General features: G+C 66.4%; 20 protein-coding genes, 1 tRNA gene and 1 pseudogene. 14 read left to right on the top strand and 8 right to left on the bottom strand.

What is annotated here, in order from left to right; translation table 11 throughout:
- Positions 1–77 precede the first annotated feature (77 nt).
- From QTH86_RS20065 to QTH86_RS20005, 13 genes and pseudogenes are all read left to right on the top strand, one after another.
- Positions 78–2,081 (top strand): conjugal transfer protein TraG, encoded by a 2,004-nt coding sequence (locus QTH86_RS20065; protein ID WP_286625022.1) that lies wholly within the window; start codon positions 78–80, stop codon positions 2,079–2,081.
- Positions 2,078–2,563 (top strand): CopG family transcriptional regulator, encoded by a 486-nt coding sequence (locus QTH86_RS20060; protein ID WP_286625023.1) that lies wholly within the window; start codon positions 2,078–2,080, stop codon positions 2,561–2,563. Before QTH86_RS20065 ends, QTH86_RS20060 begins: the two co-directional genes overlap by 4 nt.
- 10 nt (positions 2,564–2,573) lie before the next feature.
- A pseudogene (gene trbB / locus QTH86_RS20055) lies at positions 2,574–3,565 on the top strand (P-type conjugative transfer ATPase TrbB).
- Positions 3,562–3,894 (top strand): TrbC/VirB2 family type IV secretion system protein, encoded by a 333-nt coding sequence (locus QTH86_RS20050; protein ID WP_076196637.1) that lies wholly within the window; start codon positions 3,562–3,564, stop codon positions 3,892–3,894. Before trbB ends, QTH86_RS20050 begins: the two are co-directional and overlap by 4 nt.
- Positions 3,891–4,163: a VirB3 family type IV secretion system protein gene (locus QTH86_RS20045; protein WP_076196635.1), complete on the top strand. Its 273-nt coding sequence runs from the start codon at positions 3,891–3,893 to the stop codon at positions 4,161–4,163. The genes QTH86_RS20050 and QTH86_RS20045 overlap by 4 nt, the downstream gene beginning before the upstream one ends.
- Before the next feature lie 7 nt (positions 4,164–4,170).
- Positions 4,171–6,609, top strand: a complete 2,439-nt coding sequence (gene trbE / locus QTH86_RS20040) for a conjugal transfer protein TrbE (protein WP_286647975.1) — start codon at positions 4,171–4,173, stop codon at positions 6,607–6,609.
- Positions 6,606–7,334: a P-type conjugative transfer protein TrbJ gene (gene trbJ / locus QTH86_RS20035; RefSeq protein ID WP_286647974.1), complete on the top strand. Its 729-nt coding sequence runs from the start codon at positions 6,606–6,608 to the stop codon at positions 7,332–7,334. Before trbE ends, trbJ begins: the two co-directional genes overlap by 4 nt.
- Positions 7,335–7,343: 9 nt before the next feature.
- Complete coding sequence (locus tag QTH86_RS20030; RefSeq protein WP_353505977.1) at positions 7,344–7,682, top strand: EexN family lipoprotein; 339 nt, start codon at positions 7,344–7,346, stop codon at positions 7,680–7,682.
- A 3-nt stretch (positions 7,683–7,685) separates the two neighbouring features.
- Positions 7,686–9,056 carry a P-type conjugative transfer protein TrbL gene (gene trbL, locus QTH86_RS20025; RefSeq protein ID WP_286647973.1) on the top strand — a complete coding sequence of 457 codons (1,371 nt, stop codon included), beginning with the start codon at positions 7,686–7,688 and terminating at the stop codon, positions 9,054–9,056.
- Between the two features lie 22 nt (positions 9,057–9,078).
- Positions 9,079–9,792: a conjugal transfer protein TrbF gene (gene trbF / locus QTH86_RS20020; RefSeq protein ID WP_076196625.1), complete on the top strand. Its 714-nt coding sequence runs from the start codon at positions 9,079–9,081 to the stop codon at positions 9,790–9,792.
- Positions 9,789–10,811, top strand: a complete 1,023-nt coding sequence (gene trbG, locus QTH86_RS20015; protein ID WP_286539697.1) for a P-type conjugative transfer protein TrbG — start codon at positions 9,789–9,791, stop codon at positions 10,809–10,811. Before trbF ends, trbG begins: the two co-directional genes overlap by 4 nt.
- Positions 10,812–10,813: 2 nt before the next feature.
- A complete protein-coding gene (locus tag QTH86_RS20010; protein WP_286624619.1) occupies positions 10,814–12,100 on the top strand; it encodes a TraB/TrbI/VirB10 family type IV secretion system protein in 1,287 nt (428 codons plus the stop codon).
- On the top strand, positions 12,097–12,327 hold the full coding sequence (locus QTH86_RS20005; protein ID WP_286624617.1) for a DUF2274 domain-containing protein: 231 nt from the start codon (positions 12,097–12,099) through the stop codon (positions 12,325–12,327). The genes QTH86_RS20010 and QTH86_RS20005 overlap by 4 nt, the downstream gene beginning before the upstream one ends.
- On the opposite strand, the gene QTH86_RS20000 is transcribed toward QTH86_RS20005, so the two are convergent.
- Complete coding sequence (locus QTH86_RS20000) at positions 12,306–13,445, bottom strand: hypothetical protein (RefSeq protein WP_286624616.1); 1,140 nt, start codon at positions 13,443–13,445, stop codon at positions 12,306–12,308. The genes QTH86_RS20005 and QTH86_RS20000 overlap by 22 nt on opposite strands.
- A gap of 59 nt (positions 13,446–13,504) precedes the next feature.
- Here QTH86_RS20000 and QTH86_RS19995 point away from each other — a divergent pair, with 59 nt between their 5' ends.
- Positions 13,505–13,867: a helix-turn-helix transcriptional regulator gene (locus tag QTH86_RS19995; protein WP_353505949.1), complete on the top strand. Its 363-nt coding sequence runs from the start codon at positions 13,505–13,507 to the stop codon at positions 13,865–13,867.
- Here QTH86_RS19995 and QTH86_RS19990 read toward each other — a convergent pair.
- From QTH86_RS19990 to QTH86_RS19960, 7 genes are all read right to left on the bottom strand, one after another.
- Positions 13,809–15,143, bottom strand: a complete 1,335-nt coding sequence (locus tag QTH86_RS19990) for a tyrosine-type recombinase/integrase (RefSeq protein ID WP_286624612.1) — start codon at positions 15,141–15,143, stop codon at positions 13,809–13,811. The two genes, QTH86_RS19995 and QTH86_RS19990, sit on opposite strands and share 59 nt — an antisense overlap.
- A gap of 172 nt (positions 15,144–15,315) precedes the next feature.
- A tRNA-Phe gene (locus tag QTH86_RS19985) sits at positions 15,316–15,391 on the bottom strand.
- Between the two features lie 18 nt (positions 15,392–15,409).
- Positions 15,410–16,108 carry a response regulator gene (locus QTH86_RS19980; RefSeq protein WP_286647972.1) on the bottom strand — a complete coding sequence of 233 codons (699 nt, stop codon included), beginning with the start codon at positions 16,106–16,108 and terminating at the stop codon, positions 15,410–15,412.
- A gap of 75 nt (positions 16,109–16,183) precedes the next feature.
- A complete protein-coding gene (locus tag QTH86_RS19975) occupies positions 16,184–18,502 on the bottom strand; it encodes a sensor histidine kinase (RefSeq protein WP_286647971.1) in 2,319 nt (772 codons plus the stop codon).
- Positions 18,499–19,092 carry a DUF4390 domain-containing protein gene (locus QTH86_RS19970; RefSeq protein ID WP_286647970.1) on the bottom strand — a complete coding sequence of 198 codons (594 nt, stop codon included), beginning with the start codon at positions 19,090–19,092 and terminating at the stop codon, positions 18,499–18,501. Before QTH86_RS19970 ends, QTH86_RS19975 begins: the two co-directional genes overlap by 4 nt.
- 43 nt (positions 19,093–19,135) lie before the next feature.
- Positions 19,136–20,488, bottom strand: coding sequence for a 16S rRNA (cytosine(967)-C(5))-methyltransferase RsmB (rsmB, locus tag QTH86_RS19965; protein ID WP_286647969.1), 1,353 nt, complete (start codon positions 20,486–20,488; stop codon positions 19,136–19,138).
- Positions 20,489–20,556: 68 nt separating this feature from the next.
- Positions 20,557–21,153 carry a lema family protein gene (locus tag QTH86_RS19960; RefSeq protein ID WP_286647968.1) on the bottom strand — a complete coding sequence of 199 codons (597 nt, stop codon included), beginning with the start codon at positions 21,151–21,153 and terminating at the stop codon, positions 20,557–20,559.
- Positions 21,154–21,191: the final 38 nt, after the last annotated feature.

The raw sequence follows: 21,191 nt of genomic DNA, 5'->3' as shown, positions 1-21,191 counted from the left end.
CTCGATTCCAAACTCGGGCAAGCGGTGCCGCTGGAGCATGCACGCGCTGGAATCCAGACGCAAAGGAGGAGTAGCCCATGCCGACTCGGGGTGCGACCGGTATTTTGTTCGGACAGATTGTTGTGGTGCTGGGTATCGCCCTCGCCGGCCTATGGACTGGCACGCAGTGGACGGCGCATGCGCTTGGCAATCAGGCCAGGCTTGGACCACCTTGGTTCCGCGTTTCGCATTCGCCGGTTTACCAGCCGTGGAAGCTTTTCGAGTGGTGGTATTTCTATGGTGCCTATGCACCCGAGGTATTTGAGCGCGGCGGGGTCATCGCCGCGTCGAGCGGATTGCTGGCCACGGGCGCGGCCATTGGCATGGCGATCTGGCGCTCACGGTTGGCCAAGCACGTCACAACCTACGGTTCCGCTCGATGGGCCGAGAACGAGGAGATTGCCGAAACCGGCTTGACTCGGCCTGCCGGTGTGTTCCTTGGCAAGACCGCGCACAGGGACGCCAAATACCTGCGCCACGAGGGTCCAGAGCACGTGATGGCCTTTGCTCCGACGCGTTCCGGCAAGGGTGTGGGCCTGGTCGTACCGACTCTGCTGTCCTGGCCAGGCTCGGCAGTGATCCACGACATCAAGGGCGAAAACTGGAACCTCACTGCCGGCTGGCGCGCGCGGTCTTCGCATTGCCTGCTATTCAACCCGACTGACGCCAAGTCTGCAGCGTACAACCCGCTGCTCGAAGTACGGCGAGGCATGTACGAAGTCCGAGATGTGCAGAACATCGCCGACATTCTGGTCGATCCTGAAGGCGCGTTGGAGCGGCGCAACCACTGGGAGAAGACCAGCCATGCCCTGCTGGTCGGTGCCATCTTGCACGTGCTCTACGCCGGCGAGGACAAGACGCTGCGCGGTGTGGCCAACTTCCTGTCCGATCCGGCATGCCCATTCGAGATGACGCTGCACCGGATGATGACCACCGGGCATCTGGGTGAAGAGGTCCATCCCGTCGTCGCCTCGGCTGCACGTGAAGTGCTGAACAAGAGCGACAACGAGCGCTCGGGGGTGCTATCCACCGCGATGAGTTTTCTGGGCCTGTACCGTGACCCCACGGTCGCCGAAGTCACCTCGCGCTGCGACTGGCGGATCGCCGACCTCATCTCGGCTGCCCATCCGGTCTCGCTCTACCTGGTCGTGCCGCCCTCGGACATCAGCCGCACCAAGCCGCTGATTCGCTTGATCCTCAACCAGGTCGGCCGGCGATTGACGGAGTCGCTGGACGGCTCAGACGGCATTGCACGCAAGCACAAGCTGCTGCTGATGCTGGACGAGTTCCCTGCGCTTGGGCGGCTGGACTTCTTCGAATCCGCACTGGCTTTCATGGCGGGCTACGGCCTGCGTGCCTTCCTGATCGCGCAGTCGCTCAACCAGATCGACAAGGCCTACGGCCAGAACCACTCCATCCTGGACAACTGCCACGTGCGCATCGCGTTCGCGACGAACGATGAGCGCACGGCCAAGCGTATCTCCGAGGCGCTTGGCACAGCGACCGAGCTGCGCGCCCAGCGCAACTACGCCGGGCACCGGCTCGCGCCATGGCTCGGCCACCTCATGGTGTCGCGCCAGGAGACGGCCCGTCCTCTGCTCACGCCTGGCGAGGTGATGCAGTTGCCGCAGGACGACGCGGTCGTGATGGTCTCCGGCCATCCGCCGATCAAGGCGAAGAAGCTGCGGTACTACCAGGACCGGAACTTCACCACGCGCGTCCTGCCCGCGCCCGTGCTGGTTGCCGGCGCGTACGCGGACCGTCCCGCGACGCGCCCTGACGACTGGAGCGGATTGCCACCGCTGGCTGCACTGTCGACTTCTTCTGGCGGCGATGCGGGCGGTCTTGCCGACGAGGGTGGCCACCAGCTCAAACCCGAACTGGATTTCACCGCCGATGCGCCCTTGGTGCCTGACGGCGAGGGCCTGCTGGTGCTTGATGACGAAGACGACGTGCCGCTGCGGCCGCAAGACGTGGACCGGAAGTTGATGCGCACCGCGCGTTTGGTCGCACTGGACCCTGATGACGGGATCGCGCTATGACCCGCGCCCGGCTGAACATCTTCATCGAGCCGGAGCACGCGAAGCGTCTGGACCAGATCGCGACGCACAAGGGCGTGTCGAAGTCCGCCGTGATCGCTGCGGCGCTGGCTTCGTTCCTCTCGCCCGATGGGGAGGACCAGCGTGAGGCCGCCATCGCCAAACGCCTGGACCAGCTTTCACGCCAGTTCGACCGCCTGGAGCGCGACCAGAACGTGCTGATCGAGACGGTGGCGCTCTACGTCCGCTACTTCTTGACGGTCTCGATCCCTGTTCCCGAGGGACAGCAGGAGGCCGCTCGCGCGCAGGGGCGCGCCCGCTACGTGCAGTTCATCGAACAGCTCGCGCGCCAGATCCAGCGCGGGCGCAGCCTGGTGCGCGAAGTCCATGAGGACATTGGACCCGCTGCAGCTGACCCGACGCAGGCGGATGCCCAGTCGGGGACCGATGCCGACGCCATGGAGGTTCCTCGTGAACCTGCCTGATCCGAACGGCATGGACGCCTCGTTGGAGCGGCGCATCCGCATGCTGCGCACAGCCATGGGGCCGGAGATTGCGGCCGCGTTGGAGGACCCCGAAGTCGTCGAAGTGCTGCTGAACCCGGACGGCTCGCTTTGGGTGGACCGGCTGGGCTCGGGCCGGGAGGCCACCGGCGCAGCGATTCCGCCCGCAGTGGCCGAACGGATCATCCGGCTGGTGGCCGCGCACGTGCGGACCGAGGTGCATCCGGGCGCACCGATCCTGTCGGCCGAGCTGCCTGAGACTGGTGAACGCTTCCTTGGGGTGCTGCCGCCCGTCGTGCGCGCGCCGTCGTTTGCGATCCGCAAGCGGGCGCTGCACATCATGACGCTGGCCCATTACGTGGCCGATGGCGTGATGACCGAGGAGCAGGCGGCGTTCCTGCGCCGCGCGGTGCGCGAGCGCCTGAACGTCGTCATCGCGGGCGGCACCAGCACCGGCAAGACCACGCTGGCCAATGCCTTGCTCGACGAGATCGCAGAGACGCGCGACCGTGTGCTGATCCTCGAAGACACGGTGGAGCTCCAGTGCCGCAGCGACGACCATGTGTGCATGCGCACCGAGCCGGGCGTGAGCACCATGGCCGACCTGGTGCGTGCCACCTTGCGGCTGCGACCGGACCGCATTGTCGTCGGCGAGGTGCGCGGCTCCGAAGCACTGGACCTGCTCAAGGCCTGGGGCACTGGACACCCGGCGGCATTGCCACCGTGCATGCCGGCTCGGCGCACGGCGCGCTCACGCGGCTGGAGCAACTGGTGCAGGAGGTCAGCGTGACCATCCCGCGCGCCCTGATTGCCGAGGCGGTCAACGTCATCGTCTTCATTGCCGGCCGTGGCCGCTCGCGCCGCGTGCGAGAGATCGCGCGCGTCGTCGGCCATGACAGCCACGGCTACCAGCTCGATACCGAGCTGTCTTTCTTCCCGTCGCTTCCTCCTTCCAACCCTTCTTCCACAGGAGATCCTTCATGACGACTTCACGCGTTTCCGCAAAACCGCTTCTCTACGTTGCCGCCGCAGCGGCGCTGCTGCTCGCCGTGGCGCTGCCCGCGCATGCGGCCGGCTCGAACATGCCTTGGGAGGCACCGCTGCAATCGGTGCTCGAATCCATTCAGGGACCGGTGGCACGGATCATTGCAGTGATCGTCATCATTTCGACTGGCCTGGCCCTAGCCTTCGGCGACACCAGCGGCGGCTTCCGGAAATTGATCCAGATCGTGTTTGGTCTGTCGATCGCTTTCGCCGCGTCCAGTTTCTTCCTGACCTTCTTCAGCTTCACGGGCGGGGCGGTGCTGGCATGAACTCCACCATCGGAAGTCTGGCCGGCTTCGAGGTGCCGCTGCACCGGTCTTTGACCGAGCCGATCCTGCTGGGTGGGGCACCGCGCACCGTGGCGATCGCCAACGGCACGCTGGCCGCCGCAGTCGGCTTGGGCCTGCAGCTCTGGCTTCCCGGCTTCGGGCTATGGGTCATCGGACATTCGCTCGCCGTCTGGGGAGCTCGCCTGGACCCGCAATTCATGCAGGTCTTCGCGCGACACATCAAGCACCGGCAGTTGCTGGACGTGTGAGGTCACGATGTTGAATCTCACCGAATACCGCAAGCGCCCCGCGTTGCTGGCCGACTGGTTACCGTGGGCCGGAATGGTGGCGCCCGGCGTCGTGCTCAACAAGGATGGCTCGTTCCAGCGCACGGCACGGTTCCGGGGGCCGGACCTGGACAGCGCGACACAAGGAGAGTTGGTCGCCACGTCGGCGCGGCTCAACAACGCGCTACGGCGTCTCGGCTCCGGTTGGGCCTTGTTCGTCGACGCCGTGCGACGCGAAGCGGCTGACTATCCCGATTCGAGCTTTCCCGAGCCGCTCTCGTGGCTGGTTGACGAAGAACGCCGTGCCGCTTTCGAGGAGGACGCCAGCCACTTCGAAAGCAGCTACCACGTGACGCTGCTGTACCTGCCGCCTGAGGAGTCGACGGCCCGCGCGGCCCGGATGCTCTATGAGAACCACCGGTCCGAAGGCGTGGATTGGCGTGAGCGGCTCGAAACCTTCGTGTCCGAGACCGAACGCCTCTTCGGTCTGCTCGACGGCGTGATGCCGGAGATCTCATGGCTCGACGACGCGCAGACCTTGACCTACCTGCATGGCTGCGTGTCCACGCGCCGGCATGCGGTGGCCGTGCCCGAGGTAGCCATGCATCTGGACGCGCTGCTGGCCGACGAACCGTTAGTGGGCGGTCTGGCGCCGATGCTCGGAAATCAGCACCTGCGGGCGCTGTCGATTCGCGGGTTTCCGACCTCCACTTGGCCGGGCCTGCTCGACGATCTGAACCGCTTAGGCTTCGCCTACCGCTGGAGCACGCGATTCCTGTGCCTGGACAAGGCCGAAGCAGAGAAGGAGTTGCGGCGCCTGCGCCGCCAATGGTTCGCCAAGCGCAAGAACATCGTCGCACTGCTGCGCGAGACCATCTTCCAGCAGGAGAGCCCGCTGGTGGATTCCGATGCCTCGAACAAGGCATCGGATGCCGACGCGGCGCTGCAGGAGCTGGGTAGCGACCAGGTGGCCTTCGGCTACGTCACGGCCACAGTGACCGTGCTCGACGCCGACGCCACGGCGGCCGACGAGAAGCTGCGTGCCGTGGAGCGAGCCATCCAGGGCCGCGGCTTTGTCACCATTCCCGAGACCCTGAACGCGGTCGATGCCTGGTTGTCGTCCGTGCCGGGCCATGCCTATGCGAATGTGCGACAGCCGATTGTTTCAACGCTGAACCTTGCGCACATGATGCCGGTGTCGGCAGTGTGGGCCGGTCCGGAGCGCAATGCGCATCTTGATGGCCCGCCGTTGATCGTCACCCGAACCGATGGAGCCACGCCGTTTCGTCTGGTCACGCATATCGGCGACGTGGGTCACACGCTGATCGTCGGACCAACCGGCATGGGCAAGTCGGTGCTGCTCTCGACGCTGGCGATGCAGTTTCGCCGCTACCCGGACTCGCGCATCTTCGCCTTCGACATGGGGCGCTCTATGCGGGCCACAATCTTGGGGCTCGGTGGAGAGCACTATGACCTGGGCGCTGAAGGAGCCATTGCTTTCCAGCCGCTAGCCCGCATCGACCAGCACGGCTATCGCACCTGGGCGGCTGAGTGGATCGAGGGCCGGCTGTTGCAGGAAGGCATTGCCGTCGGCCCGCCCGAGAAGGATGCTGTCTGGTCCGCGCTCAACAGCCTGGCCAGCGCGCCCGTCGAACAGCGCACCATGACCGGCTTGTCGGTGCTGCTGCAGTCCAACGCACTGCGGCAGGCTCTGCAGCCTTACGTGCTGGGTGGCGCTCACGGCAAACTGCTCGATGCTGATACGGACCGACTCGGCTCCTCATCCGTGCAGGGCTTCGAGATGGAAGAGCTGATGCACAGCAAGGCGGCAGTGCTGGCGGTGCTCGGCTACCTGTTTTCCCGCTTCGACGAGCGCTTCGATGGCGCGCCTACGTTGCTGATCCTGGATGAGGCCTGGCTGTTCCTGGACGACCCGGTGTTCGCCTCGCGCATCCGTCAGTGGCTCAAGACGCTTCGCAAGAAGAACGTCTCGGTGATCTTCGCCACGCAGTCGCTGGCGGACATCAAGGATTCGACGATTGCGCCGGCCATCGTGGAGAGCTGCGCAAGCCGCATTTTCCTGCCGAACCCGCAGGCGACCGAGCCGCAGATTCGGGTGATCTACGAGGGTTTCGGACTCAACGGGCGGCAGATGGAAATCGTCGCGACTGCGCAACCCAAACGCGACTACTACTACCAGTCGCGGCTGGGCAACCGGGTTTTCGACCTCGGACTGGGGCCGGTGGCGCTGGCGTTTGCCGGAGCGTCCACACCCGAAGACCAACGGGCCATCGACGCCGTGTCCGCAGCCGCCACTTCCTCGGGCTTCGCAGCAGCTTGGCTGCGCCACCGCGACCTCGATTGGGCCGCTGACCTCATCCCATCGTTTCCATTCATTCCTTCGTCACTTCAGGAGAACTCACCATGAAGAAGCAGCTTCTCGCCGCCGCTGCGGCGTCGCTGATCGCCATTGCTCCCGCCGCGCATGCGCAGTGGGTCGTGATCGATCCCACCAATCTGGCGCAGAACATCATGACGGCCGCCAACACGCTTGAGCAGATCAACAACCAGATCAAACAGTTGCAGAACCAGGCGCAATCGCTGATGAATCAGGCACGCAATCTGACCAGCCTGGATTTCAGCGCGCTCAATGAGCTGCGCGCAGCCCTATCGGCGACGAACCAGTTGATCCAGCAGGGCCAGGGCCTGGCCTTCAACGTTGCGCAGATGGAGACGGATTTCCGTCGGCTGTACCCCGAGTCTTATTCGGCGGCGATCTCGGGCACGCAGATGGCGACCGACGCGCGCACGCGCTGGACCAACTCCCTCGAAGCGCTGCGCACCGCGGCCAAGGTGCAGTCCCAGGCAGTGCAGAGCTTCACGTCCGACGAGCGGACCCTGACCGACCTGGTGAACCGCAGCCAGTCGGCCGCCGGGGCCCTGCAGGCAATGCAAGCGACGAACCAGTTGCTGGCCCTGCAATCGCGCCAGGCGATGCAGGCGCAGCAGCTCCAGATCACGCAGGATCGTGCGACGGCGCTGGAGCAGGCGCGGCAGGTCGCGGTGCAGGAGCGCGCACGCGAGGTGCGCCGGCGTTTCCAGGGCGACGGCACGACGTACACGCCCTACACGGTCAACTTCTACAGCAACTGAGGGGCGGCCATGAGACAGCTTCTGATCATGATCCTGGCCGCTGTCGCAGCGGTGTTGGTTGCTGCCTGCAGCAAGCCCGCGCCCATCGAGTCCGTCGAGTCGCTGATGGCCAATCCCGAGCGCCTGAAGGAACTGCGCGCGCAATGCAAGGTTGACCACGCCAAGGTCGGCGATGCCCAGTGCAACGCGGTGGCAGAGGCAACGCGCCAGCGGTTCTTTGGCAGCGACGGGCCGAAGTACACGCCGCCCTCTTCGACCACATCCCCGCCGCCGGCAGCGTTCTCTCCGCCCGCGGCATCGGCGCCCGCAGCACCGTCTCCCGTGCCTCCATCGGCGCCCAAGGACTGACCGATGAACGACCTGTCGGTCATCGACCGCTTCCTGGACGTCTTCTCGCGCTACATCGACTCGGGCTTCGGCCTGCTGGGCGGCGAGGTGGGGTTCCTGACAGCCACGCTGGTCGCGATAGACATGACGCTGGCAGGCCTCTTCTGGGCGATGAGCAACGCCAGCGGCGGCAGTGGCGACGACGTGATCGGCAAGCTGATCAAGAAGGTGCTGTACGTCGGCGCCTTCGCCTTCATCCTGAATAACTTCAACAGCTTGTCGGGGATCGTGTTCCGGTCGTTCGCCGGACTGGGGCTGGTGGCGTCGGGCTCGTCGATGACCCAGGGCCAGTTGCTGCAGCCGGGCCGGCTGGCGCGCGTGGGCGTGGAGGCCGGCGCGCCGATCATGAAGCAGATCAGCGACCTGACGGGCTTTCCGGAGGTGCTCGCGAACCTCGATGTCATCACCGTGCTGTTCCTGGCCTGGCTGGTGCTGATCGTGAGCTTCTTCGTGCTCGCGGTGCAGCTGTTCGTGACGCTGATCGAGTTCAAGCTGACCACGCTCGCAGGCTTCGTGCTCGTGCCGTTCGCGCTCTGGAACAAGACGGCGTTCCTGGCCGAACGGGTGCTGGGCAACGTGGTGTCTTCGGGCATCAAGGTGCTGGTGCTGGCCGTGATCGTGGGCATCGGCACAGGCCTGTTCGCCGAGTTCACAGTGCCGCCGGGCGCCGAGCCCTCCATCGACCATGCGCTGGTCATCATGCTGGCCGCGCTGGCGATGCTGGGTCTGGGGATCTTCGGGCCGGGCATTGCGACGGGTCTGGTGTCTGGCGCACCCCAGCTCGGAGCGGGTGCGGCGGCGGGGACGGCGCTGGGTGCCGCCGGCTTGGCCGTGGCCGGCGGTGCTGCTGTGGCAGGTGCGGGTTCTGCGGTGGCCGCTGGCGCTCGCATGGCGCCGGGTGCCGCGCGATCAGCCATCGGCGGCGGCGCAAGCGCCGCGCGCTCTGCAACGGCCGTGGCCAGCGGGGCGAAATCCGCCTACCAAGCCGGCGCTGCAGCATCGGGCGCCAGCGGCATGCGCGCGGCCGGTGCAGGCCTTGCCAACGTCGCGCGCAGTGGTACCAGCGCCGTGGGCCAGCGCGTCGCGTCCGGCGCCAGAGCCGTCAAAGACGGGGTGGCGAGCTTCGTTGCCGATGCGGCTGCGCCTGCCGCTGCCAAGCCCGCGGCCGATGGGTCCGAAGCCCATGCGCCAACTGCTGAGCCCGCGTGGGCCAAGCAGATGCGCCGCAAACAGCAGATGACGCATGCGGCGACGACGGCTGCGCACACGTTGCGTTCGGGCGATGCCGGAGGAAGTGGCGCCAGCCCGAGCCTGCATGACAGCTCGAATACCTGACTCAAATTCATAGGAGATCCAGATGCGGTTCAAACGACCCCAGGTGCGGTACTCGGCGACGCCCGAACCCGTCACCCCCTACCAGGCCGCCGCGCAGGTCTGGGACCAGCGCATCGGCAGCGCGCGCGTTCAGGCGAAGAACTGGAGGCTGATGGCTTTCGGTTGCCTGTCCCTCGCGCTGCTGATGGCCGGCGGCCTCGTGTGGCGTTCGGCCCAGTCCATCGTGACGCCATTCGTCGTCGAGGTGGACAACGCCGGTCAGGTGCGTGCTGTGGGCGAGGCGGCCACGCCCTACAAGCCCAACGACGCGCAGATCGCGCACCACTTGGCGCGCTTCGTCACCGACGTGCGTTCGCTGTCTATCGACCCGATCGTGGTGCGGCAGAACTGGCTCGAGGCCTACGAGTACACGACGGACCGTGGAGCGGCCACCTTGAACGACTACGCGCGAGCGAACGATCCGTTCTCGCGCATTGGGCAAAGCTCGGTGGCCGTGGAGGTGACGAGCGTTGTGCGAGCCAGCGACACGTCTTTCCAGGTGCGCTGGATCGAGCGCAGCTTCGCGAACGGCTCGCCCTCTGGCATGGAGCGCTGGACGGCCGTGCTGGCCGTCGTGCTGCAGCCGCCGCGCACCGAGCAGCGGCTGCGCAAGAACCCACTGGGCATCTATGTCAACGGGCTGTCCTGGAGCCGTGAACTCGAATCCACCGATGCAATGAAAGGAACAAAGCCGTGAACACGCATCTCCGTAAATCCGTACTGCCATTGATCTTGCTGGTCCTCGCTGGCTGCGCCACGCAGGGCAAGGCCCCGCCCACGATCTCGCTGGACGAGCCCGTTGCCGTTGCCGCGCAGCCGCTACCGGATCCACCGAAGCCCATCGAAGTGGTTGAGATGCCGAAGCCCTTGCCGCTGCCCGAGCAGATGAAAGCGCTGCCAAGCGAGTCCGACGCGAAGCTGACACCGGAACCCGCGGACGAAAAGCTCCGCGTTTCCCGTGCCAACCTGGAGGCCCGCATCGCACCGACGCGCGAGGGCTATGTCAATGCGATCCAGGTCTGGCCCTACGCTGACGGCGCGCTGTATCAGGTCTACACCAGTCCGGGACGCGTCACCGTCATTGCCCTGCAGCAGGGCGAGGAGCTGGTGACGGTTTCGGCCGGCGACACGGTGCGCTGGATCGTGGGGGATACAGCCAGCGGGTCAGGTGTGACGCTGCGCGTGAACATCCTGGTCAAGCCCACGCGCATTGGCTTGAAGACCAACCTGGTGGTGACGACGAACCGTCGCACCTACCTGCTCGAACTCTCGTCGACGCCGCAGGCCTGGATGGCCTCTGTGTCCTGGGACTACCCGAAGGACCGGATGCAGGCCCTGCAGAAGCAGGCGCAGCAAGCCCAGGCCAGCGCGCCGGTGGAAACCGGCATGACGCTCGAGCAGATCAGATTTCGCTACGCCGTCAGTGGCGACAGTCCGCCGTGGAAGCCGCTGCGCGCCTTCGACGATGGCGAGCGCGTCTACATCCAGTTCCCAGGCGGCATCACCCAAGGTGAGTTGCCGCCGCTATTCGTGATCGGGCCGCAAGGCGATGGGCAACTGGTGAACTACCGCTTCCGTTCGCCGTACTACGTGGTGGACCGCCTGTTCGGCGCGGCCGAACTGCGGCTGGGCGGCGACAAGGCGCAGGTGGTGCGCATCGAGCGCACCGATGGTGTCAGTGCGGGCGCTGGAACAGGCGCAAACCGGAGGAACTGAGCATGGCGACGTCCGACATGCCCGATACGGCGCCGGCCGCAGCCCCGAAGGTCGAACCCGAATCCGTGGCCTTGCGCGCTTCGCCGCGCCCCGTCACGCGCCTGAACCGCCGCATGCTGGCCGTCGGTGCCGGCGTCCTGGCCGCTGCCGTGCTCGGCGGCACCCTGTGGTCGCTGCAGCCGAACAAGCGCGAGCGCAATCTGGCCACCGAGCTGTTCAACGTCGATCGCGTCTCTCGCGCCGAGAACCTGGACCAGCTCCCCAAGGACTATGCCGGGATTCCGCCGGCTGTGAAGCAAGGGCCGCCAGTGCTGGGCGAGCCGCTGCCCGGAGACTTGGGACCTGCCATCGTCAAAGCGCAGCAGCCGATGGAGACGCGCCCGCCGGGCGGCGGCGTCGATCCGGCCCAGGCCGAGCGTCTGGCGGCCGAAGAAGCAGCGCGGTCTTCAGTGTTTTTCCGAAGCGGTGCAAGCAGCGGCGGACCGAAGCCGAGCGCCGCGCAGACCGTCGTTGATCCTCCGGCACTGGCTTCAGGCAATCAGCCGTTCAACCCGATGGGGACCACTGCCACCGCAGCGCAGCACCCTGATCCAACGGCGGTGCAGAACCGGCAGGATCAGAAGGAGGCGTTCGTCGCCAAGGTGGGTGACGCAGCGACGCTCAATCCCGGCAGCTTGCAGTTGCCGTTGTCGCCCTACCAGGTGATGGCAGGCACGATCATCCCGGCGGCGCTGGTGACCGGCATCAACTCTGACCTGCCTGGCCAGGTCATTGCCAATGTGTCCGAAGCGGTCTACGACACTGCCACAGGGCGTCATCTGCTGATTCCGCAGGGTTCGCGACTGATCGGCCGCTACGACAGCCAAGTGACCTTCGGACAGCGGCGCGTCCTGCTGGTATGGACCAGGCTGATCCTGCCCGACACGTCGTCGGTGGCACTGGATCGCCTGCCCGGCATCGATCCTGCAGGCTACGCCGGGCTTGAAGATGGTGTCGATTGGCATTGGGACCGCATCCTGGCTGGCGCTGCGCTGTCCACACTGCTGGGCATCGGTGCCGAGCTGGCAGCGCCGGAGAGCCGCACCGATGGGAACCGAATCGTCATCGCCGGACGTGAGAGTGCCCAGGACACAGTTAACCAAGTCGGGCAGGAGATCACAAAACGCAACGTCAGTATTCAGCCAACATTGACGATCCGGCCTGGCTTTCCCATGCGAGTGATGGTGAGCAAAGACCTGGTGCTTCGACCCTATCAACCATTGTTCTTTCAGAGAGGTTCATCGCAATGAGCGCAGCCAAACTTCGCCTCGGTCCATTACCCAAGTCAACGACGGTGAAGCTCACGATAACCGTGCCTAGGGATCTGCAGATCATGCTCGATCGCTATGCCGCACAACATTCGCAGACATACGGCGAGAAGGTTGATGCAGTTGCACTTGTTCCGCACATGTTGGCAGCTTTCATGGCACGCGATCGTGCTTTCAAGGCTATGCGTCAATCTATTGCGGGCTCCTGATCACCAAGGGGCGGAGGGGATTCGTTCTCCGCGGACTCAGGTTCATTTGGGCCGGTGGCATCGGTGGTGTCGTCGCGCCCCACCACTGTCACCGCGAACCGGAAGTACAAACTGCGGGTCAACTCCTCCTCGACCCACCGACCAGCCTGCTCATCCAAATAGTTTTGCACCACTCCACGCCGACGGAACACTGTGGGGTCGAGTGGATTCTGCGCATACGGATTGTGATAAATCTGCAACCCGTCGGTGAGCGTCTCGCCCGTTTCCTCCGCATAGCCCGCACGCATTACGGGCCGTCCGTCCGGCTCTGAACCCCAGATGGTTTGAACTATGGTGCGTCGCCCGTCCGACGGCGGCGCTAGAGCGTCGACCTTGCCATAGGTTGCGGTGCATGAGAACAGCACCGCGCTGATGTGGCGCATGCGGTCATCATTGAACACGCCCAGTTCGATGTCGGCTCCATTATCCTTAGTGACGAAACCGAGATTCCTATTCGGCGGCCCATTTGGATACGCTGCAGGATTCTTCTGGTACGCAGGTTCATCCACGTAGTGGTCATAGAGCACAGCCTTGATGGGCCGGTTGTACTGGTGATTGAAACGCGGCTGCTCGAATGGGGCAACGGCTAGCACGAACGGCTTGCCAGCAACATGCCCGAGTTTCGAATAGGAGTTCAGGTACTTGCGGTGCTTGCCGTAGATCGCATTGGCCAGCCGCACCATCGCTTCGCGGTTCAGCGCTTCGAGGTCGAGTTCAAACTCGAGCGGCTTCTCGGGGTTAAACCTGATATCCCATTCGTTGGGCTTGCCATCAGCCGCATTCGCCGTCACCGCCTCCACGCAAAAGAATTGCCCATGGTGCGCCAGTGCAAAGTCAGGGGACGCGTGCGACCAATCGAAGCCAAAACCGTACTCGCGAAAAACGGCGTAAAGGTAGATCTCCCAAAAGGGCGAGTTGAACGAGAGCTGAAATTCCTGGACAAACTTCCCGTCTCGATTCGGAAACCCATCCGCCCAGGCCTCCACGACCTGACGGCTTGCTGCGTGTTCCGGTGCCAGCACTGTTTTGAAGTGCTGGTGTTGTCTGCCCTCATCGACGACCGGTTCAAACAGATTCATAAATGTTCCTAATGCTCGGCGCCATCCGCGACTGAATACGGGACCTGCGCCTGTCTGCGATGGCTTGCGACGCGCTGGGTTCACACGGAACGCCATTAAACGCATGCTTGCACTCATTCTTGTCTGATGGAGTTTGCATGATCTTTCCCCCGCCTCCACCGCCTCCGGTGACCAGCAAGGCCCAACCGGCGTACTACCGGCTGCGCGACGTGGTGCGAATCACGGCGCTGAGCCGGTCCACGATCTACCGGCGCGTCGCGGAGGGCCGGTTCCCTGCCCCAGTCCATTTGGGTGGCAAGGCCTCTGGCTGGGCCAGAGAGGCGCTGCAACGCTGGATCGAGGACCCGGCCTGCTATACCGCCCCTACGCCACCGCAAGCCGCTGCAGACCACGGGCTTCCGAGGGCTGGCGCGCAGCCGTAGCACCAGCGCGGACTTCTCGCGGCATGGGCATGACCTCGCGCCCAGCCTCCAGGTCGTCCAGCAGATCAGCCCAAGCCTGCGCCATTTCCCGACGCTGCTCAAGAAAGACGGCGCGGTCATAGCTACCCCCGAGTTCCTCGTCGGACACATGCGCCAGGTGGCGCTCGATGACCTCGCGATCCCAGCCGAGCAGTTCACGGATCAGTGTCCGGGCAGTCGCCCGGAAGCCATGCCCCGTGATGTCCTCCTTGGTGTCGTAGCCCATGGTGCGCAGCGCCGCGTTGACGGTGTTGTCGCTCATGTAGCGGCTCGCTTCGGAACGGCGCGAGATGCTGCGGAACACAGGCCCCTCTGGACCCGTCAGCGGCAGGATGTCGCGAAGGATGGCCACGGCTTGCTTCGGCAACGGCACCAGGTGCGCCGGCGTGCGCGCGTCACGCTTTTGCCACTCTCGCAGCTTCATCTTCTCGGGCGGGCAACGCCACATGGCCGCATCCAGGTCGAAGTCCTCCCAGTGCGACAGGCGCAACTGGCCAGGGCGTTGGAACAGCATGGGCATCAGCCGCAGCGCCATGCGCGTGAGAATATTGCCGTTGTAGGCTTGGATGTCACGCAGAAGCTGCGCGAGTTGGCCGGCATCCGTGATGGCCGCATAGTGCCGAGAGCGCGGCGGCGGCAGGCCCCCTGTGCGGCTGTTCATGAAGTTCGCCGCCGGCTCAAGCGCGCCAACGTCCACCGCGTACTGAAACACATGGATCATGGCTTCGCGCACCCGCAGTGCCGTTTCGAGCGTCCCGCGGTCCTTGATCCGGTGCAGGCAGCGAACCGCCTCCGTCGGAAGGATGGAGGGCATGGGCAAGCCCCCCAGCCAGGGGAAGACGTGGACTTCGAGGTGGCGCAGAACCTTTTGCGCGTAGCCGGACGACCACTGACGGTCCTTTTGCGCCTGTGCATGCCAGGCTCGCGCCAGCAGCTCGAAAGTGTTGAGGCGCTGGACGCGGCGCTTCTCGTCCTGCTCACGCCGGGCCAGGCGCACGTCGATCCCGGCGGCAAGCTTGCCGGCTTCAATCCGCGCCTTGGTACGTGCTTCGGCCAGCGGCACCGCGGGGTAGGCGCCGAGGCTGAGCTTCACCTCCTCTGTACCGCTCCGATATCGAAAGGCCCATGCCTTGCCGGTGGGCCGCACGCGAAGGTAGAGGCCCTCCCCGTCAGCCAGCAAGTATTCCTTGTCGCGCGGCTTCGCGGACTTGATCTTCAGGTCGTTGAGACGTCCCATTTTGGTACCCAGAAAAAGACTGTTGATGAAACACAGTCTGGGGTACCGGCGTGGGTACACGCAAATGCGGGACTTGGTGGGATTTGGCGACACCGTCTGAGCCGCCTTTTCAGGCTAAGTCCTTGATTTGCAAGGACCTTGAGCTTCAGCGGAACCGCTTGAGAAAGAAAGATGGTGGCCTGGGGCGGAATCGAACCACCGACACGCGGATTTTCAATCCGCTGCTCTACCAACTGAGCTACCGGGCCATGGTGTGCAGCCTGCGATTATACAGCGCTTCGGCGGCCTCTGGAAAGGTCCACGCCCAACTGCTTGAGTTTTCTGTAGAGATGGGTTCGCTCGAGGCCGGTCTTCTCCGCCACGCGGGTCATGGACCCGTTCTCCATCGCGAGATGGAATTCGAAGTACGCCTTCTCGAAGCCGTCGCGCGCATCGCGCAGCGGACGGTCGAGGTCAAAGCTCTGGCGCGACTGCGGGCCGCTGTCGACCACGGCCGCCACTGCCGCCATCGGTTGCACCAGCGATGCGTCGCCGATGGTGGTGACGACCGCCGACATGCCGCTCGTGGCGGGCACGACACTGGCCGCCGCGCGGCGTGCGGTCTCGCGCGCCAGACCCTGCTCCACCGCCTTGAGCAGCTTCTGCATGGTGATGGGTTTCTCGAGAAAGGCGAAGGCACCGATGCGGGTGGCGTCGACGGCCGTGTCGATGGTGGCGTGACCGCTCATCATGACGACAGGCATGCTCAGCAGGCCGGCGGTGGACCATTCCTTCAACAACGTCACGCCGTCGGTGTCGGGCATCCAGATGTCGAGCAGCACGAGGTCGGGCCGCGCGCGCTGCCGGGCGGCCCGCGCTTCGGCGGCGTTCTCGGCGAGTTCCACGTGGTGGCCTTCGTCATTGAGAATTTCGAAGAGCAGGTCCCGGATGCCCAGCTCGTCGTCGACCACGAGGATATTTGCCATGAGTCTTTTTTTGCTGCTGCGTTGTGCGGGGTGAGACGTGTCCGTCGGACGGACCATCCTCGCGCGGCGCAGGGCTCAGGCGGTGGATGGCTTCGAATCGTCGGTGTGAGCGAGCGCTACCTGCGGTTCGCCGGCCAGCGCGAATGATAACGAGACTTGCGCGCCTGCCACAGCCCCATCCACGATGCGGTTCGAAAGCTCGATGCGCGCCCCGTGCTCGTCGGCGATCTTCTTGACCACCGCAAGGCCCAGGCCGGTGCCCTTGCTCTTGGTGGTGACGTAAGGCTCGAAGGCGCGCTTGAGGATGTTCTCGGCGAAGCCGGGTCCGCTGTCCTGCACGGTCAGGCGCACGCGCCGACCCGAATCACCCAGGCGTGTACGTACCACGACCTCGCCGTGGCGCCCCTGGGCGGCGGTGGCCTCCGCGGCGTCTTGCGCGTTCTGCAGCAGGTTGTGGATCACCTGGCGGATCTGCTGGGCATCGCCACGGATCGGCGGGCAGCGCGGGTCGAGTTCGCAGTGCAGCGCGTTCGGAGCGTTCTCGTGGCCGTAGAGCTGGAGCACGTCGGTCACCAGCCCATTGAGGTCGACCGGCTTGAGGTCGGCCGCCGGCAGCCGGGCATAGTCGCGGAATTCGTTGACCAGCCGCTTCATCGCGTCGACCTGGTCGACGATGGTCTTGACCGACTTGGTGAGGATGGCCTGCTCGGGCGCCGGCACCTTGCCGGACAACTTCATCTCGAGGCGCTCGGCCGACAGCTGGATCGGGGTGAGGGGGTTCTTGATCTCGTGGGCCAGCCGGCGCGCGACCTCGCCCCAGGCCTGCGCGCGCTGCGCCGAGACGATCTCGGAGATGTCGTCGAACACCAGCAGCCGCGCGGCGCCCGGCAGTTCGGCGCCACGCGCGACGATGCTGATCGCATCCTGCGACATGCCTGAATTGCCGGCGTTCAGTTCGAAGGCGTGCTGCCAGTGGTCGAGGCCGTGCTGGGCGCGCTCGACCTCGAAGTCGTCGAACTGCTGCTGCACACTCTGCGCGAAGGTGGCCAGACCAGGCACGTCGGCGAAGGGCTGTCCTTCGTAGGCCGCCAGGGGCGCGCGCAGCACGCGTGTGGCGCCCGGATTGGTCGAGAGCACGCGACCGGTGTCGTCGAGCACGATCACCCCCGAAGTCAGGTTGTCGAGGATGGTCTGCAGGTTGCCACGCGCGGCGTCGAGCTCGCCCACGGTCTTCTCGACCGCGGCGCGCGCATCGGCCAGCTGCTGCGTCATGACCGCGAACGAACGCGTCAGCCCCCCCAGTTCGTCCTTGCCCTGCAGCACGGCGGTCGGGCGCAGGTCGCCGGCGGCCACCTGGCGCACGCCGTCGGCCAGCACCAGCAGCGGGCGGGCCAACCCGTTGCCGAAGAGCACGGCGAGCAGCACGGCACCGAACACCGCAAGGAACAGGCACAGCGTGAGCGTGCCGATGTACATGCGGCGCAGCCCGTCGCGCGCGAGCGAGCGCTCCTGGTACTCGCGGTTGGCCTCCTGCACCGCCAGGGCGTTGGCCACGACCGCGGGCGGCAACGGCTGCACCACCTGGAGGAAGCGCGGCTCGGTGTTGAATTCGAAACCGGGGCGCTGCACCAGCGCCAGGGCCCGCACCGACGCGGGCGGCTGCGCGCCCTGCGCGGCCGGCGTCTCGTCGAGGCCCTCGATGTGCGCCACCGCCCGGTCGGCCCGCGCCTGCCGGAACTGCTGGGGCGTGGGCCGCTCGGGGTTGAGCTGGAAGCGCGAGGCACCGGCGCCGGCGATCAACTGGCCGGCGCCAGTCCAGAGCACCACGTCGGTGGCGCCCAGCTGGTCGCGGATGCGCTCCAACACCAAGCCGGCGCTGGTGTCCGGCACATCGGCCAGCTGGTTGCTGGCCCCCCGGGTCTTGTTCATCAGGTCGGCGGAAAGCGAGTCGAGCGTCGCGCGGCCCAGGTTGAGGCCGGCGTCGAGCGCGCCTTCGACCTTGACGTCGAACCAGCTCTCGATCGAGCGGGACACGAACTGGTACGACACGAAGTACACCAGCACGCCCGGCACCACGCCAACCAGCGCGAAGATGGCCGCGAGCTTGATCAGCAGCCGGCTGCCGAATTTGCCCTGCCGCAGCCGCCGCAGCAGCCGGAAGATCACCCAGGCGAGCACCAGCGACAGCAGCACGGCCACGACGACGTTGATGCCGAAGAGCCGCGCGTAGTTCTCCTCGTACAGCGTGCGGTTGTTGGTCGACAGCGCCAGCAGGAACATCAGCACCAGGCCGACGGCGGTGACCAGCGCGGCGATCACGCCGACCGCCCAGCGAACCGCCTTGGCGCGGCGCGCAGCCTGGGAAGCCGGGGTGTCGCGCGGCTGGGTGCTCACCGCGGCTTCTCCACGGCCAGGCGCACGCTGCGCTCGGTGGCGATGTCCCACTCGGACTGGCCGACCATGCCGATCTGGAACGGGCGCGGCAACTGCGTGGTGTCGAGCCGGAAGCGGAAGACGACCGGGTGCTGGCCGTCTTCGCCGATCTCGGCCACATCGCCCAGGCGCAGGCGCCCGATGCGCTTGACGGCGTCCAGCGCCTCGTCGAGGCTGTCGAAGTTCTGGTTGAGCGACACGCCGAAGCCGGCGTTGCCGGTGATGGGCACCGGCGCCACGTTGAGCCGCCAGCGGCGGGTCAAGGGCTGGTAGGCCAGGCGCATGTAGCGGCTGACCTGCGCCACCTTGCGGTCGGTCCAGTACCAGCGCTCGCGGTAGAGCTCGGCCTCGGCGACGAAATGCAGGGCGATGCCCTTGTCGAGCACGTCCTCGACCAGGGTTGGCAGCTCGAACTGGACGGTGGCGCTGAGATAGACGCCGTCATCGCCGTTTTCCAGGCGCATCTGGGTGACGGAGGCGCCACGCGACTGCGCCGCCACGGGCCACACCACGCCCAACCAAAGCACGAGGCCCAGGAGCAGCAGCGCCATCCAGGGCGACGCCGCACCGCCACGCTCCCCCCCGCGACGCGGGTCAGCGTGCGTGCTTTTCAAGCAAGGCGTAGAAGAAACCGTCGTGATCACCCAGGTCATTGTCTGGGACGCCACGGGCATTCCCGCCGTTTTGGGGGAGCAAATGGCCGGGCGACGGCTTGAATCGGGCGTCGGTGTTGTGCGCAAGGAACGCATCGATCTGGTGCGCACCTTCTTCCCGGAACACCGAGCATGTGCAATAGAGCAGTCGACCGCCCGGCTTCAGCAGCGGCCACAGCGCCGCGAGCAGCATCGCCTGCTGGAGCGCCAGCTGCGCGGTATCGCTTTCGCGGCGCAGCCAGCGCACGTCGGGATGGCGGCGGACGATGCCGGAGGCGGTGCACGGCGCGTCGAGCAGGATGGCATCGAAGAGTTGGCCGTCCCACCACTCGGCCGGACGGCCGGCGTCGGCCACGACCACCCGCGCCTCGAGGCCGAGCCGGGCCAGGGTCTCGCCGATGCGGCGACTGCGCTGGGCGTCGACCTCCAGGGCGGTCACCTCGATCGGCATGTCGCCGGCGTGTTCGAGCAGATGCGCCGTCTTGCCGCCGGGGGCGGCGCAGGCGTCGAGCACCCGCAGCGGCGCACCGGCAGCCGGCGCGGCGAGGCCGTCGAGCAGCAGGGGCGCCGCGAGCTGGGCCGCCGCGTCCTGCACCGACACCTCGCCGTCCGCGAAGCCCGGGAGCTGCTGCACCGGCCGCGCCTGATGCAACTGCACGCCGTCGGCGCCCACCGCATGGCCGTCCAGCCCGACGTGCTTGAGCGCAAGCAGGTACGACGCGACGGAGCCCTTGCGGCGGTTGACCCGCAGCGTCATGGGCGCCTGCTGGTTGTCGGCGGCCAGCACGCGCTGCCATTCGCGCGGGTGGTCGCGCCGCAGGCGCTCGATCCACCAGCGGGGATGGTTCCACTGCGCAACCGGCTCCTTTTCGGTGGCCGTGACCAGCGCATCCCGCTCGCGCAGGAAGCGGCGCAGGCAGGCGTTGATAAAGCTGGCCTGCGCCCGCGTGACCGGGTTGCGCTTGGCGGCTTCCACGGCCTGGTCGACCAGCGTGAAGGGCTCGTAGGGTGAGGACTCGGCCTCCCAGGCGAGCGCCAGGGCCGTGCACAGCAGCGCGTCGGCCGGCGGCGGCGGCGTGCGCTTGGCCAGATGACGGCGCAGCGCTTCCGCCCGGCCGAGGCGGCGCAGCACCTGGAAGCCGAGCGATTGCACGCCCGGCCGCATCGCCGGCTCGATGGCCTCGAAGGCGACGCTGCCGGAGGTGCCGGAACGGATCGCAGCCAGCGCCTGGGCGGTGAGCTGCAACTGGCGCCAGAGCGGCGGCGAGAGGGAGGATTCGGAGAGGTCTGACAAGCGATGGATGGTAACAACGGCGTCCGTGGACGCCGCGGGGTGAAAGAAGCCGAGGATTGGCCGGTGCGTCAGATCAGTTCGGCCGCCCGTCTCAGTTGCATCACCCATGCCACCAGCACGGCCGGAATCTGGCCGACCGCCGCGTTGTACTGGCGGACCGCCTGGTTGAACTGGCCGCGTGCGATCTCAGCGGCCGCCGAAGGCTCCGGCCAGGCGATCGCGCCGGGGCTGGGCGCGGGCGAGGCGTCGGTCACGACACCGCCCAGCGGGACCGGCCTGGACAGCATGCCGTCGGCGTCGAAGCTGACGACCTCGTCGGGAAAGAGCCGCTGCCAGGCGGCCAGCATGACGTGCAGCGCCGTGGCCAGCGCGGCCATGCGCTCGGGGTCGAGCGGGCGCTGCCGTGTCGCGCCCAGCAGCGTGGTCAGCTGGAGGGCGGTGGCGTGCAGTTGCACGATCGGGCCGCGACCGAAGACGGCGTCGTCGGCGGCCAGCGCGCGCGCCTGGACGAATTCCAGCTGGCGCGCCAGGGCGGCGTCGAGCGTGACGTAGGCCTGCAGGGCGGCCGAGCGCAGGCGCACTAGCCGGTTGTAAGCACCCACAAACCAAAAAAGAAGCACGGCCGCGGCGATCCACCACGGCAGCTCCGGCGGCAGACGGTCCATCACGGCGCGTCCACCTGCCACACCCCGGGGCGCCGCAT

This window comes from Variovorax sp. J2L1-78 (genome assembly GCF_030317205.1).
Taxonomy (GTDB): domain Bacteria; phylum Pseudomonadota; class Gammaproteobacteria; order Burkholderiales; family Burkholderiaceae_C; genus Variovorax; species Variovorax arabinosiphilus.
The sequence above is the reverse complement of the archived record's forward strand: the minus strand, read 5'-3'. Positions and strand labels throughout refer to the sequence as shown.

Coding starts and splice junctions, on each gene's coding strand:
- QTH86_RS20065 (WP_286625022.1), top strand. CDS start 78: ATGCCGACTCGGGGTGCGACCGGTATTTTGTTCGGACAGATTGTTGTG.
- QTH86_RS20060 (WP_286625023.1), top strand. CDS start 2,078: ATGACCCGCGCCCGGCTGAACATCTTCATCGAGCCGGAGCACGCGAAG.
- QTH86_RS20050 (WP_076196637.1), top strand. CDS start 3,562: ATGACGACTTCACGCGTTTCCGCAAAACCGCTTCTCTACGTTGCCGCC.
- QTH86_RS20045 (WP_076196635.1), top strand. CDS start 3,891: ATGAACTCCACCATCGGAAGTCTGGCCGGCTTCGAGGTGCCGCTGCAC.
- trbE (WP_286647975.1), top strand. CDS start 4,171: ATGTTGAATCTCACCGAATACCGCAAGCGCCCCGCGTTGCTGGCCGAC.
- trbJ (WP_286647974.1), top strand. CDS start 6,606: ATGAAGAAGCAGCTTCTCGCCGCCGCTGCGGCGTCGCTGATCGCCATT.
- QTH86_RS20030 (WP_353505977.1), top strand. CDS start 7,344: ATGAGACAGCTTCTGATCATGATCCTGGCCGCTGTCGCAGCGGTGTTG.
- trbL (WP_286647973.1), top strand. CDS start 7,686: ATGAACGACCTGTCGGTCATCGACCGCTTCCTGGACGTCTTCTCGCGC.
- trbF (WP_076196625.1), top strand. CDS start 9,079: ATGCGGTTCAAACGACCCCAGGTGCGGTACTCGGCGACGCCCGAACCC.
- QTH86_RS20010 (WP_286624619.1), top strand. CDS start 10,814: ATGGCGACGTCCGACATGCCCGATACGGCGCCGGCCGCAGCCCCGAAG.
- QTH86_RS20005 (WP_286624617.1), top strand. CDS start 12,097: ATGAGCGCAGCCAAACTTCGCCTCGGTCCATTACCCAAGTCAACGACG.
- QTH86_RS20000 (WP_286624616.1), bottom strand. CDS start 13,445: ATGAATCTGTTTGAACCGGTCGTCGATGAGGGCAGACAACACCAGCAC.
- QTH86_RS19995 (WP_353505949.1), top strand. CDS start 13,505: ATGGCTTGCGACGCGCTGGGTTCACACGGAACGCCATTAAACGCATGC.
- QTH86_RS19990 (WP_286624612.1), bottom strand. CDS start 15,143: ATGGGACGTCTCAACGACCTGAAGATCAAGTCCGCGAAGCCGCGCGAC.
- QTH86_RS19980 (WP_286647972.1), bottom strand. CDS start 16,108: ATGGCAAATATCCTCGTGGTCGACGACGAGCTGGGCATCCGGGACCTG.
- QTH86_RS19970 (WP_286647970.1), bottom strand. CDS start 19,092: ATGGCGCTGCTGCTCCTGGGCCTCGTGCTTTGGTTGGGCGTGGTGTGG.
- QTH86_RS19960 (WP_286647968.1), bottom strand. CDS start 21,153: ATGGACCGTCTGCCGCCGGAGCTGCCGTGGTGGATCGCCGCGGCCGTG.